This is a genomic window from Hwanghaeella grinnelliae (genome assembly GCF_004005845.1).
Taxonomy (GTDB): Bacteria; Pseudomonadota; Alphaproteobacteria; order UBA8366; family Aestuariispiraceae; genus Hwanghaeella; species Hwanghaeella grinnelliae.
On record NZ_SADE01000001.1, the window covers coordinates 1068550 to 1081079 of the forward strand.

At 56.1% G+C, this 12530-nt stretch carries 13 protein-coding genes; 5 read left to right on the forward strand and 8 right to left on the reverse strand.

Annotated features, from left to right (window positions below):
- Positions 1-5 precede the first annotated feature (5 nt).
- The 7 genes from EOI86_RS04805 to EOI86_RS04835 all read right to left on the reverse strand — a co-directional run bounded on the left by EOI86_RS04805 (position 6) and on the right by EOI86_RS04835 (position 5809).
- Positions 6-680, reverse strand: coding sequence for a metallophosphoesterase (locus tag EOI86_RS04805; protein WP_127763974.1), 675 nt, complete (start codon positions 678-680; stop codon positions 6-8).
- Positions 681-900: 220 nt separating this feature from the next.
- Positions 901-1503: an amino acid synthesis family protein gene (locus EOI86_RS04810; RefSeq protein ID WP_127763975.1), complete on the reverse strand. Its 603-nt coding sequence runs from the start codon at positions 1501-1503 to the stop codon at positions 901-903.
- Between the two features lie 39 nt (positions 1504-1542).
- Positions 1543-3195 (reverse strand): acyl-CoA dehydrogenase family protein, encoded by a 1653-nt coding sequence (locus tag EOI86_RS04815; RefSeq protein WP_127763976.1) that lies wholly within the window; start codon positions 3193-3195, stop codon positions 1543-1545.
- Positions 3196-3203: 8 nt separating this feature from the next.
- Complete coding sequence (locus tag EOI86_RS04820) at positions 3204-3614, reverse strand: CoA transferase (protein ID WP_127763977.1); 411 nt, start codon at positions 3612-3614, stop codon at positions 3204-3206.
- A 6-nt stretch (positions 3615-3620) separates the two neighbouring features.
- The gene (locus tag EOI86_RS04825) at positions 3621-4580 is read right to left on the reverse strand and encodes a flavin reductase family protein (protein ID WP_127763978.1); all 960 of its coding nucleotides are present in this window, start codon (positions 4578-4580) and stop codon (positions 3621-3623) included.
- Between the two features lie 17 nt (positions 4581-4597).
- The gene (locus EOI86_RS04830) at positions 4598-5392 is read right to left on the reverse strand and encodes an alpha/beta fold hydrolase (RefSeq protein ID WP_127765128.1); all 795 of its coding nucleotides are present in this window, start codon (positions 5390-5392) and stop codon (positions 4598-4600) included.
- Between the two features lie 12 nt (positions 5393-5404).
- The gene (locus EOI86_RS04835) at positions 5405-5809 is read right to left on the reverse strand and encodes a RidA family protein (protein WP_127763979.1); all 405 of its coding nucleotides are present in this window, start codon (positions 5807-5809) and stop codon (positions 5405-5407) included.
- Between the two features lie 193 nt (positions 5810-6002).
- Here EOI86_RS04835 and EOI86_RS04840 point away from each other — a divergent pair, with 193 nt between their 5' ends.
- The 4 genes from EOI86_RS04840 to EOI86_RS04855 are packed head-to-tail and all read left to right on the forward strand — an operon-like array spanning position 6003 to position 10350.
- Entirely contained in the window at positions 6003-7484 is a 1482-nt protein-coding gene (locus EOI86_RS04840; protein WP_127763980.1) for an aldehyde dehydrogenase, read from the forward strand.
- Positions 7485-7507: 23 nt separating this feature from the next.
- Positions 7508-8545, forward strand: a complete 1038-nt coding sequence (locus EOI86_RS04845) for an LLM class flavin-dependent oxidoreductase (RefSeq protein WP_127763981.1) — start codon at positions 7508-7510, stop codon at positions 8543-8545.
- 58 nt (positions 8546-8603) lie between these two features.
- On the forward strand, positions 8604-9395 hold the full coding sequence (locus tag EOI86_RS04850; protein ID WP_205032062.1) for an enoyl-CoA hydratase-related protein: 792 nt from the start codon (positions 8604-8606) through the stop codon (positions 9393-9395).
- Positions 9396-9399: 4 nt separating this feature from the next.
- The gene (locus EOI86_RS04855) at positions 9400-10350 is read left to right on the forward strand and encodes a 3-hydroxyacyl-CoA dehydrogenase NAD-binding domain-containing protein (protein ID WP_127763983.1); all 951 of its coding nucleotides are present in this window, start codon (positions 9400-9402) and stop codon (positions 10348-10350) included.
- A gap of 21 nt (positions 10351-10371) precedes the next feature.
- On the opposite strand, the gene EOI86_RS04860 is transcribed toward EOI86_RS04855, so the two are convergent.
- The gene (locus tag EOI86_RS04860; protein WP_240035571.1) at positions 10372-11532 is read right to left on the reverse strand and encodes a GlxA family transcriptional regulator; all 1161 of its coding nucleotides are present in this window, start codon (positions 11530-11532) and stop codon (positions 10372-10374) included.
- A gap of 106 nt (positions 11533-11638) precedes the next feature.
- Between EOI86_RS04860 and EOI86_RS04865 the strand changes: the two genes are divergently transcribed.
- Complete coding sequence (locus tag EOI86_RS04865) at positions 11639-12529, forward strand: beta-keto acid cleavage family enzyme (RefSeq protein ID WP_127763984.1); 891 nt, start codon at positions 11639-11641, stop codon at positions 12527-12529.
- Position 12530: the final 1 nt, after the last annotated feature.

Here is a 12530-nt window from a genome sequence, read left to right on the forward strand (position 1 = left end):
CGGCGTCATACGGTTTCGATCAGATTGGACAGGCTGTCGACAGTCAGCACAGAGAGTTTCCCGCCATAGACAGCGCCGGTATCGATAAACAAATGCCTGCCGACGGGGGTGACCCGATCAACCGGGGTATGGCCATGAACAGTCAGGTCGACGTCGTTCATGTCGTAGGGGCGTCGGCTGTGGATCACGGATCGCCCCCAGACCAGTTCATAGGCGGATCGATTGTCCATGCGCGCACTGAATTCGGGGCCATGCGGCTGGGCGTGGGACACGCCGATCCTGTTTCCCGCCTTGTCCTCCACGATGATGCGTCGCGGAAGCGCCGCCAAATCGGTCTTCAGGCTGTCCGCCTCACGACGCTCATCGGCGGTCAAACGTGCGTACCAATCACCACCGTTCCGGAACCACATGCTGTCATCGCCGCCGTCAGGGGTTTCAAGCATCATCTGTTCGTGATTTCCAAGGACGGCGAAAAACCAAGGTTCCCGGATCAAACGCAGACAGGACAGGCTGGCCGGGCCGCGATCTATCAAATCGCCGACGCTGAACAGGCGGTCATATCCGGGTTCGAAGGACAACCCCGACAGCGCGTCCATCAGCATGTCGTGGCAGCCGTGCACATCGCCAACGATATAGTCCGTGCCGACCGTGTTCGCGGCGAAGTGCGGGATGTCGTCCATGCCTGCTTCTCCTGTTGAGTTCACGCTGCCGTCACCCACCAGGATACAGAACAAGTGCCTTCGTGTGCAGAAACACCGCGGGGTGTCTTCGCGAAGCAAGGAAAACCGGGGGTTTCAGGGGGCGGTGGCCGGATAGCAGTCCGACCACCGTGGGGAAAACCCGGCCCTTGATCCGAATAGTCCTATGGCCGAACTGAGTGTCTCCGGACCATTTTTCGGCTCAAACCCCTGCCGGATTCTCGACATCGGCGCCAAGGTCTTCCAGGTCCGAGTAACGATTCCCGATCCTGTGATGCGGGCGACCGCCGAGCGCGGCGCCCAGAGCGACTACCAATTCGTCCGGCGCGGGAGCATCGGGAATTGAGAACTGCACGGTGTGGTAATGGGACCGTCGGCCGGTGTCATGCTTGTCCATCAATGGGATCTGAATTTGGCAATTGGCCGGACCGCGGGTATTCGTGAATCCCAGATAGCTTTTTGCGCCGACAGCTTGGCGATAGAAGTTGCCGAACTTGAGCGTATGGATCAGGGCGGAGGCAAGTTCGATCTCGCAATTCACACCGGAAACGCAGGCTTTGCCATAGGCTTCGATCGCATCACCGCTTCCGGCTAACCCAATAAGGCGGTCAGACAACATCTTGCCGAGTTGCGGGGCGTAGACCTTGATTTCAGGCATCAGGTCCTCGACGAAACCGCGGCCGTGCCAGGGATTTGAGACGACCGCGGCAACACCGATCAAGCGCAGGACCGGATCGGCTTCCTTGCCGCCTTCGATCAGAACATCCTCATCATAGGTTACGACTTTTCGAATGATATTTTCCATAAGGGCTCTTTCGTTGCTGTTCGTTTAACTGGTTACGTTTCATCGTCCGAGTAGGCCGCGGGCAATGATTTCCGCCTGTATTTCTGCAGCGCCTTCGAAGATGCTGAGGATTCTTGCGTCGCAGAGCAGACGTGAGATTGGCGTTTCCGCGGCAAATCCGATTCCACCATGTATCTGCAGAACGTTGTCCGCGGCCGACCAGGCAAGGCGGGCCGCAAGCAATTTCGCCATTCCGGCTTCGACGTCGCTTCTGCCGCCCTGGTCCTTTTTGCGCGCCGCCATGTAGGTCAATTGTCGGACGGCCATGCTTTCGACCAGAATGCGCGCGAGTTTCCCATACACCCGCTCATAGCTCAGGATCGGGTTGCCAAACTGCATGCGTGTTCCGGCATAGTCGAAACCGAAATCCAGGGCATTCCTCGCCACGCCGAGCGCCCGGGCGGCTGTTTGTATTCGGGCGCTTTCAAACGTGTTCATCAATTGCTTGAAACCTTGTCCCTCCAGCCCGCCGAGGGCTGCGTCGACGGGAACCTTGAAACCGTCGAAGGCAAGGTCGTATTCCTTAAGGCCGCGATAGCCGATGACGGGAATTTCTCCGCCACTAATCGCATCATCGGGAAAAGGGTCGCTGTCGGTTCCGCGCGTCTTATCCGCCAACAACATGGTCAACCCGCGATGTCCCTTTTCATTCGGATCCGTTCTGACCAACAAGGTCATCAGATCCGACCGGGCGGCATGGGTGATCCAGGTCTTGTTTCCTGAAACAATGTAGTGATTGCTCTGGCGGTCGGCGCGTGTCGACAGGCGGGAGAGGTCCGAGCCGGTATCCGGTTCCGTGAATACCGCAGCAGGCAAGATCTCGCCGCTGCAGATCTTCGGCAAATAGTAAGACTTTTGCGCGGCTGTTCCATTGACCTGAATGAGTTCGCCGGCGATCTCGGAACGTGTGCCCAGGCTGCCCACACCAAGGAAACCGCGCGATAATTCCTCAGTGACGATGCACATGGCGAGTTTTCCGAGTCCGGTGCCGCCAAACTCCTCGCGCACGGTCAAACCGAACACTCCCATATCGGCCAGCTTCGCCACAACCTGGTCGGGGATCAGCGCGTCGTCTTCATGCCAACCATGCGCGTTCGGCAGTATCTCCTTCTCGGAGAATGCCTCGAATTCGTTGGCGATCAGCGTATGGGTTTCGTCCAAACCGAAATCCCCATAGCTCTGGCGTTTTAGCGAGGCGTCGATAATCCGTCGTCCAAGTTCGACGACTGTCGATTGAGCAAATCGCGCTATTGCCGGGTCCTGACCGAAGGCGTCTGCCAACCGGGCGCAGGTCGTGTCGCCGGGTTCGTCAAAATCTCCGGGACGGACCACCTCATCTTGGCTCATCGCTACGCCAAAGCGTAGTTGGTTCAGATATTCCGCGACGCTTGCCCGCGCAATCAATTGTTCAAGTTCGAAGAACCGTCCTGCCTCGGCGAGGTTCTCCGACCAAAACTGAACGGCGGCCATGGCTTCGCAATAGGCGGCCATCCAGGCATAACCATGGCGGCGGAACTGTAGGTGACGGTCGCCTGAACTGCTGTGTTTCGTGAGTTGATCGCGCAAACGATCCAGATAGATCCGTGCCGTCATGACGGCATCGCGAAGATCTTTGACGGCTTCTGTTTGTGTTGGCACGGCGATGAAAGACATATTCCTGCTTACTCCGGTAACATTGAACTGCCGAACCTGCCGGAGCTGACATTGCGCAACACGGCGTGCGTATCTTGGCCGACCTGTACCGCGGGCCGGACGGGTTGGCGCTTCTCGCCAACAAAATTGATCGGTGATCCGGCGGAAAGATGCTTGCCGATCCCTGGTTGATCGACCTTTTCCTGCCCATCGGCCGACCGAAGATCGAGCGCAACGGACCGTTTTCCTTTGTTGAGGCCGGCCCAATACAAGCTTGTTTGGTCATCGCTAAGGGGCCGGCGCCGATAGTCGATGCCGCCGCCTTCCGGGTCGATACGGATTACATCAGCACCGAGTTGGGAAAGGGTAAGGGGGGCGAATGGTGCTGCCACGAAGGCGGATACCTCGACGATCCGAAGGCCGGCAATTAAGTCGTACATGTCCGATTACCTTGTATGGAGCGCCGCATTTGCGACCTGACGGACGCGACCGACTTCATCGGTGCCTTCATAAATACTGAACTGACCGTGCTGAACTTCGCTTCGGTAACGGTTGAGCATGCTGCGCTCCGCCGCGTTCTCGATTTTCTCCAAAGGAAAATCGGCAAGTCCTACGAAGGTCAGGCCGGCACCGGGAGAGCCCGACACCGTACCGTGGTAGAAGATCGAATGCGCACCGGACTCGTTGTCTCTGTAGATCGCGTAAAGAAAGTCCAAAGAGGGTTCTACGCCCTTTTCGACCAGCGTTTTGTTAAAGTGGCTTTCGCTCGCCTCCGGGCCGGTAACTTTAGGGAGGCTGAAGCGGCCGTGCGCATCGATCTTCACGAGCACGTCGTCCCCGCGTTGCAGCACTGCGCCGATCGTCAAATCCTGGGCCCGTGCGGCGGCTGAAACGAGTGTTTCCTCCAACCCAAGTGAAAAGTAGTTGCCTCGAAAAAAGCCCAGCGGCCGACCGTCGTCGATGTCGTACTCTTCCACTTCTCCGACCAGGATGACGTGGTCGCCGGCATCCACGGCCTTGTCGCGTACGCATGTGAATGTTGCGAGTGAACCGGAGATCAATGGAACGTCGTGGCGCCCCGCGAACCAATCAGCAATATCGAATTTGTCCGGTCGCTGAGAAGCGAAAAGACCTGAAGCGTCTTTCTGATCCTCTTTAAGGATACTCACCCCGAAATAAGCGGTGTTCGTAAACACATCGCAGCTATGTGCGGATTTTGCGATACAGACCAGGAGCATCGGCGGATCGAGCGACACCGATGTAAAGGAATTCGCTGTAAACCCCCTGGGGGCTCCGTCCGACTGGCGTGCGGTGACGACTGTGACCCCTGTGGGAAAGGCGCCAAACGCGGACCGCAGGGCATGCCTTTTCTCGTCTTTGATTGGATTCGCGATTCGAGTCGCCATGGTCCTGCGTATCCCCGCTATTCCAGAGTTTCTAGAAAAGATCGAATTGGCGCGTTTACCGCTTCCGGGTCCTCCATCAGACCCATATGCCTGAGGCCTGGTAGAACCACAGCGGTCGAGCCGGGAATTTCTGATGCAATCGCGCGCGTCATTTCCGGCCCGTTGCCGTAATCTTCATCGCCGGTAACAATCAATGCAGGGCACGAAATCGGTGGTGATGGAGAAACGATTTCGTCGATCCCGCTGGCGAGAACTTCGTAATTGCTGGGATATATTTCAGGGTCATTGGCCAGGACCCAACGGCGCACCAGGTTCATCACGTCGGGATGGGAACTTCTGTAGGAATCGGTGAACCAACGGACCAATGCAGCCTCCACGGTGGCGCCGGGCCCTTCTTTTCGGGCGAGCTCCACGCGTGCAAGGATGTCCGCTTGCGCTTCCTTGCTCCGCTTGTGTGGTGAATTAAGGATTACGAGGGCTTTCGTTTTCTCCGGGTAGTCTTGGGCAAAGCGCCTTGCGATCATGCCGCCGAGCGAGAATCCGACGATGACCGCACTATCCAACCGACAAGCCTCCAGCACCTTCGCCAACTGTTGGGAAAAAACAGTAAGAGAGGGTTTTTGCGGGGCTGCGGGACTGTCGCCGTGTCCGAAAAGGTCGTAGGTCACCGTCCGATAAGAGCCGGAGAACGCAGCAGTCTGGAACTGCCAAACCTCCTTATTGAGACCCAGACCATGAATGAACACGATTGGCTGTCCGTCTTCCGGACCGGCCAATTCATAGTTTGTACCGTCAGAACAAGTTCCGAACATCGTTACCACCGTTCATGCGTTGCGGTCAGGGAGGGGATGATAGGCGATGACTTCCACCTCGACGCGGCAGTCGACCAGCAGGTCACTGACAACGCATGACCGTGCCGGCGGTTCGCTTGGAAAGTAACGCCCATAGACCTCGTTGAAACCCGGGAAGTCGGCCCTGTCCTGGACCCAAACCATAGCTTTTACAACGTCCGTGAGCTGACACCCCGCTAATGCCAAGGTGGCCTGAATGTCATCGAGAACCGCTTCGGTCTGTTCTTCGATCGTACCGGTCGTCATTGGCGCGCCATCCTTCATCGGGATCTGGCCCGTCAGATAAACGCAGTCGCCCGCGCGGACGGCTCGCGAGAGACTAAGTGTTCGTCCGTCGATGACGACCGGGCCGCCAACAATTTCTTTTTTCGGCGTCATAATTTTCCCTCGTGCGACCAATAAGGATCAGGAGCGCATCAGCGCCAGCGTGCCTTTCGAACACTGCTTCACGGGAATATTCGTCATCCGAAAGAAATCGCATTGCGAATTTTCGCAACACCTTGTCGGAAAATTGCATGTCGTATCGAGGAAGAGGCCACACTCTTCGCGAAACAAGCAAACGGCGAGCAACATGACAGACATCAAAAACTATCAAATGCTGATCGACGGAAAATGGTCCGATGCGTCCGGCAACGCGGCGTTCGACAGCTTTAATCCTGCGACGCAACAGGTCTGGGCGCGGATCCCGGAAGCGACGGAAAAAGATGTGGACCGGGCCGTGCGCGCTGCACATGCCGCTTTTGTCAGTGGTCCATGGGCAACGATGACACCGACGGAACGTGGGAAAATTCTGCGAAAGCTCGGGGATCTACTTGCCGAAAAATCCGAGGATCTCGGACGAACCGAGACCATCGATTCGGGAAAGTTGTTCAAAGAGACACGTTGGCAGGCCAAGTATATTTCGGAGTTTTTCCATTTTTTCGCCGGCTGTGCGGATAAAGTCCGTGGCGAGACACTGCCAATAGACAAGCCCGATCTGTTTGTTTTTACAAACCGTGAGCCTTTGGGTGTCGTCGCGTCTGTCGTCCCCTGGAATTCGCAGTTGTTTTTGGTGGCGGTGAAGATCGGGCCGGCACTCGCCGCCGGCAACACAGTGGTGCTCAAAGCCTCGGAACATGCTTCCGCTGCGATGCTGGAATTCGGCGAATTGATTGAGGAGGCGGGGTTTCCGCCCGGTGTCGTCAATATCGTCACGGGTCATGGCGACCCCTGTGGCAAGGCGCTGTCTTCCCACCCATTGGTCTCTCGAATTTCGTTTACCGGTGGGCCCAATGCAGCACGGCAAATCCTCCACAACTCCGCCGAAAACTTCGCGGAGGTGTCTTTGGAGTTGGGTGGGAAATCGCCGTTCATTGTTTTCGACGATGCGTCATTGGATAGCGCCGTCAATGCGTCCATTGCCGGTATTTTCGGCGCGTCGGGGCAGAGCTGCGTCGCCGGTTCGCGCCTCTATTTGCACGAGAATATCGCCGATGAATTTCTGGAGCGTATGACCGCGCAGGCGAAAAAAATAATCATTGGCGACCCATTGGCCGAGGACACTCAGATGGGGCCGTTATGCACACAAGGCCAGGTCGATCATATCACCAATCAAATCGCGATAGCTCAATCGGAAGGCGGGAAAGTCTTGTGTGGGGGCAAGAAGCCCGAGGGGATGAATGGTCTTTTCTTCGAACCGACAATTATCGATTGCCCTTCCCAGTCGATGACCATCGTGGATACCGAGTTGTTCGGGCCGGTTCTATGTGCGTTGCGATTCAAGACAGAGGAGGAAGTGATCGAACTGGCGAATGATACGAAACATGGGTTGGCCGCCGGGATTTTCACGCGTGATGCAGCCCGGTCAATGCGGATGTCGAAAGCCGTAAGGGCCGGCATTGTCTGGGTAAACACCTACCGGGTCGTTTCGCCGATCGCCGAGTTCGGTGGCGTGAAGGGATCCGGTTATGGGCGCGAAAGCGGGTTCCAGGCGATGTACGACTATACCCGCCCGAAAACGGTTTGGTTCAACACCTCCGATACGCCAATCGCAAACCCATTTGTGATGCGCTGAGCAATTCAAGAAGAGGATTTGGTATGAAATTCCAACTGGCAATCAACCTGGAGAGGTTGGACGAAACGCTCGACATGAAGGATGTCGCGCAGCACACGCTTGAGATGGTCCAGATGGCTGACCGCGGCGGCTTTAATATCGTATGGGCTGCGGAACATCACGCGCTGGAAATGACCATCGCCCCAAACCCATTTCAAATCCTGACCTGGTGGGCCAATCACACGAACGATATCCGGTTGGGAACGGCGGTCGCCGTCGCGGCGTATTGGCATCCGATCAAGCTTGCCGGGGAAGCTGCCTTCACGGATTTGATCAGCGGCGGCCGGCTTGAATTTGGGATCGGTTCGGGCGCGTATCAACGTGAATTCGATCGCATGCATTCGGGACTTAAACAATCCGACGCATGGAAATACATGAATGAGATGCTTCCGGCGGTGAAGGCGCTGTGGGCCGGGGACTACGAGCACAACGGGGAATTCTGGTCGTTCCCCAAGGCGACGTCGGTGCCAAAACCACTGCAGACCCCGCATCCGCCGATATGGGTCGCGGCGAGAGCACCCATTACCTATGACTTTGCCGTCAAGAACGGATGCAACATCATGGCATGGCCGTTGACCCGTCCGTTTTCAGAAGCCGAGATGTACAAGCAGAGGCTGGATGACGCATTGGAGGCCAATCCGGGACAACCGCGGCCGACTTTCGCCATGATGCGGCATACGGCCGTCTACGACACAAAGGCGGAATGGGAAGTGCCGGTTCGTGCCGCTCAGCGCCAACTGGGGCAGTTCGAGAATCTGTTCAAGAACCTAGGCGACGTGGAAAACGGTTTCCCGAAGCAGATTCCCATCGAGGAACTGCAGAACCGGGACGAATACAATCCGGAAATGTTGAGCGAGAACCTGATGTTCGGCACGCCGGATGACGTCATCGAGAAGCTGAAACGCTATGAAGCGCTAGGGGTCGACGAGTTCATCTACTACGCCAGCTTGGGGCTCGGACTTGCGGAACAGAAGCGGTCGTTGGAGCTGTTCTGTAACGAAGTCATACCGTCTTTTACCTGACGTCTAACCAACGGCCGTCGGCAATAAATCTGTTTAGGAGAATTCCATGAGCTCTGGCGTGGAAGTTACCCGCAATGGTCGGGTGCTTGAAGTGAAAATGAATCGACCAAAGGTCAACGCAATCGATATTCCGATGAGCCAGGAATTAGGGAAAGCGTTCGCGGAATTGCGTGACGACCCGGAATTATGGGTGGGGATCTTAACAGCGGAAGGAGAAAAGATTTTCTCTGCCGGTTGGGATCTCAAAGCGTTGAATGCCGGGGAGATGGAACTCGACAACTGGTGGGAGACCGCCGATTACGGGATTGGCGGCTTCGCAGGACTGACGGAGAACTGGGAGCTCAACAAACCGGTGATCGCAGCCTTGAATGGCCTTGCAATAGGCGGCGGTTTCGAGGTCGCGATGAGTTGTGATCTTATCATCGCGGACGAGCACGTTGAATTCGGGCTGCCTGAAATGCCATTGGGTATCGTACCAGATGCCGGCGCGCTTCAGCGATTGCCGCGAAGAATACCGCATAATATTGCGATGGAAATGTTCCTGCTGGGACGCCGCATGACCGCTGTAGAGGCCGCCCATTATGGCCTGGTTAACAAGGTCGTACCGAAAGGCACGCATTTGGACGCGGCAAGAGAATGGGCGGAACAAATTGCATGGTCCGCGCCACTCGCGATGCAGAGTGTGAAGGAAGTGCAGCGCGCCATCGAGTCCATTCCATTGGAAGAAGCGTTCAAAAAAATGCGGACTGACGATCTGCCGACCTATCGGAAAATGTTGAAATCCGAAGATGCATTGGAAGGCGTGGCGGCGTTTGTCGAAAAGCGCCAACCGAATTTCAAAGGGCAATAGACCAATGGCGAATTATCCTAAGCCGGAATCCGTCACCCGTGTCGCAAGCCTCGGTGGCGGGCCGATCGGCGGTGGCTGGGCGGCCCATTTTCTGGCGCGTGGCTATGAAGTGTCCGCGTATCTTCACGACCCAGCCGAAGAGCCGACTTTTCGAGGGATACTTGAAACCGCATGGATCAGCCTGACTGAACTTGGTTTGGCGGAGGGGGCATCCCTTGATCGTTTGACGGTTACAAGCGACCTCGCCAAATCTGTCGATGGTGCGCAATTCATTCAGGAAAGCGGACCCGAGATCCTGCCTGTTAAAAGGGAACTCTATCGCAACCTGGGTGAGATTGTGCCGACCGATGTCGTGATTGGGTCCTCGACCTCGGGGCTGACCATGACGGAGATACAGTTGGATTGTGCAACGCCGGAGCGTTGCGTCATCGGTCATCCCTTCAACCCGCCCTATCTCTTGCCGTTGGTGGAGATTGTGGGGGGGAAGAAGACCGCCGCCGACGCCGTTGCTTGGGCCGGTTCATTTTATCAGGTCGCGGGCAAGGCCCCCCTTATTATGAAGAAGGAAATTCCGGGTTTTGTCGCGACACGACTTCAGGAAGCGCTTTGGCGGGAAGCCTTGCATATGGTCGACAATGACGAGGCGACCCCTGAGCAAATCGACATTGCCTTGAAAAACGGGCCGGCACCAAGGATGGTCGTTCAAGGCCAGTGCATGGCATTTCACGTAGCGTGCGGCGCCGGTGGAATGGCGACAAATCTGGACCAATTCGGCCCGACGCTGAAACTTCCGTGGACAAGGCTGGCCGCGCCCGACCTAACCCAATCGCTGAGAGACAAGATGGTCGATGGGTGCAACGAGATGGCCGATCCGGCCGGGTTCGAGAAAATGGCGGAAGAGCGCGATAGAATGATTGTTGCGGTGTTGAAAGCCGTACAAGGGGGAGGCGGGTAGAAACCGAGTGAAGCTGACGCTTTAGACCGGGTCCGGATCCATGGCATTCTCCACGCCGTGCTTCAGCTTCGTTCGACGCTCCAACGAATCCAAAAACTTGGAGAGCGTTCCCGGCCAACTTGGGGACGCATCATTTTCCGGCCATGCTTGACGGTACTCGCTGGGGCGTCGTTCAAAGCATTTTTTGAAGGCATAGGCGAAATGGGACAGTGAGTTGAACCCGGAAGCAACGGCGATTTGCCGTACCCCCATATCGGTGGCGATCAACAACACGCGGGCATGTTGTAACCGCATCAAAAGACTGTACTGCACGACGCTGCAGCCCATCGTGTGTTTGAACAGACGTTCCAGCTTCCGTTGAGAAACGCCAATATGATCCGCGACCTCGGGAACGGTCATTGGTTCGCTAATGTTCATTTCCATCAAGCCGATGGCGTCCCGGACGATGTAGGAGACCGTTTCCAACCCCCGTCCATGGGTCATTCGTTGGGGCGCCGCGGCCGGTCTGACCGGATGATGCATGATTTGATCGGATATTTCGCCGGCAAGTCTTTCCCCATGGTCCATCTGAATGAGAGTTAGCATCAGATCGAACCCGGCGGTACCGCCGGCGCATGACATTACTTTCCCGTCGATCGTGAACAGTTGTTCTTTCACCTCGGTTTCCGGATATTGTTCAAGAAAACCAACCATACATGACCAGTGAACGGTCGTTTCTTTGCGATTGAACACACCTGCTCGCGCACAGATATAGCTAGCGGTTTCTACAGCGCAGATTGAAATTCCGTAGCGGTGGTGTCGCCGCAACCAAGCTATCATCGCAGCGTTGTCGTAGTTCCATGCCCCCCAGCTACCCATCACGAATATGCGTGTTTCCCGGTCCTTGATTTCGGGGGGCGGGCCTTCGGCGCGCACGGTCAGTCCGTTGCTCGCCGTCATTTCGACGTTGTCAAAAGAATAGAAAACATGGTCGTAAACACGATCTGGGGAAAGATAATTCGCAATACGCATCGGCTCCAGCAATGCGTTCAAAGTCATCATGTTAAACCGGGGCAGGAGCAAAAAAACTACGTTCCGAGCCATCGATCCACCGCCTATCAAAAAGATGCGCATTATTAGAAAAAACACCGGTCCTAATGTAGGTGGCGCAAAATTCGGGTAATGCGAAAAATCGTCAAACACAAGATTACTGCTGTCAAATTATCGATACAAGGAGGCATGTGGCTGTACACAAACTATCGAAAAATTACGACAGGTTGCCGACATTCGGCTTTTAAAGGGGCAGTAGATGAATTCCGACGTTATCCTTACATGTGCGGTTACAGGCGCGGGCGACACCACGGGTCGTAGTCCCCATGTACCGGTCACTCCGCAACAAATTGCAGATGCCAGTATCGAAGCCGCGAAAGCCGGAGCGTCGATTGTCCACGTGCATGTGCGTGACCCTGAAACCGGAAAGGGATCGCGCGACCCCGAGCTGTTCAGGGAGACAGTTGAACGAATTCGCGAAAGCGACACGGATGTTGTAATCAACCTCACTGCGGGTATGGGGGGCGATTGGGTTCCTGACGCCGACAATCCGGCGATGCCCGGCCCGGGCACCGACATGATCGGGCCGGAAGATCGTTTGCGTCATGTGGAATTGTGCAAGCCCGAAATCTGTTCCCTGGACTGCGGTACCCTCAACTTCGGGAATGGAGATGAGATTTATATCTCAACGCCCCCTACCTTGCGCGCGATGGCGGCGATGGTGAAAGAGTGGGGTGTGAAGCCCGAAATGGAAGTATTTGATCTGGGCCATATTCGGTTTGCAACTCAGATGGTCTCAGAGGGATTGATCGCCGATCAACCGCTATTCCAAATCTGCTTGGGCATTCCATGGGGCGCGGATCACACTGTTGATACGCTAAAAGTTATGAAGGATCAGCTTCCTTCGAACGCCATATGGGGTGGGTTCGGGATATCCCGCATGCAGATGGCCATGGCAGCGGCATCTGTCGCGATGGGTGGCAATATAAGGGTAGGGCTGGAGGACAACCTCTATCTTTCACGTGGGGTGTTGGCAACGAATGCGCAGCTCGTCGAGCGGGCGGTTCAATTGGTGAACCTGATGGGAGGGCGCGTCGTCTCCCCCCAAGAAGCACGGAACAAGCTCAACTTACTTGGCTGCGATAAGTAGA

Coding starts and splice junctions, on each gene's coding strand:
- EOI86_RS04830 (WP_127765128.1), bottom strand. CDS start 5,392: ATGTTCGGAACTTGTTCTGACGGTACAAACTATGAATTGGCCGGTCCG.
- EOI86_RS04815 (WP_127763976.1), bottom strand. CDS start 3,195: ATGTCTTTCATCGCCGTGCCAACACAAACAGAAGCCGTCAAAGATCTT.
- EOI86_RS04805 (WP_127763974.1), bottom strand. CDS start 680: ATGGACGACATCCCGCACTTCGCCGCGAACACGGTCGGCACGGACTAT.
- EOI86_RS04810 (WP_127763975.1), bottom strand. CDS start 1,503: ATGGAAAATATCATTCGAAAAGTCGTAACCTATGATGAGGATGTTCTG.
- EOI86_RS04865 (WP_127763984.1), top strand. CDS start 11,639: ATGAATTCCGACGTTATCCTTACATGTGCGGTTACAGGCGCGGGCGAC.
- EOI86_RS04845 (WP_127763981.1), top strand. CDS start 7,508: ATGAAATTCCAACTGGCAATCAACCTGGAGAGGTTGGACGAAACGCTC.
- EOI86_RS04855 (WP_127763983.1), top strand. CDS start 9,400: ATGGCGAATTATCCTAAGCCGGAATCCGTCACCCGTGTCGCAAGCCTC.
- EOI86_RS04825 (WP_127763978.1), bottom strand. CDS start 4,580: ATGGCGACTCGAATCGCGAATCCAATCAAAGACGAGAAAAGGCATGCC.
- EOI86_RS04820 (WP_127763977.1), bottom strand. CDS start 3,614: ATGTACGACTTAATTGCCGGCCTTCGGATCGTCGAGGTATCCGCCTTC.
- EOI86_RS04840 (WP_127763980.1), top strand. CDS start 6,003: ATGACAGACATCAAAAACTATCAAATGCTGATCGACGGAAAATGGTCC.
- EOI86_RS04835 (WP_127763979.1), bottom strand. CDS start 5,809: ATGACGCCGAAAAAAGAAATTGTTGGCGGCCCGGTCGTCATCGACGGA.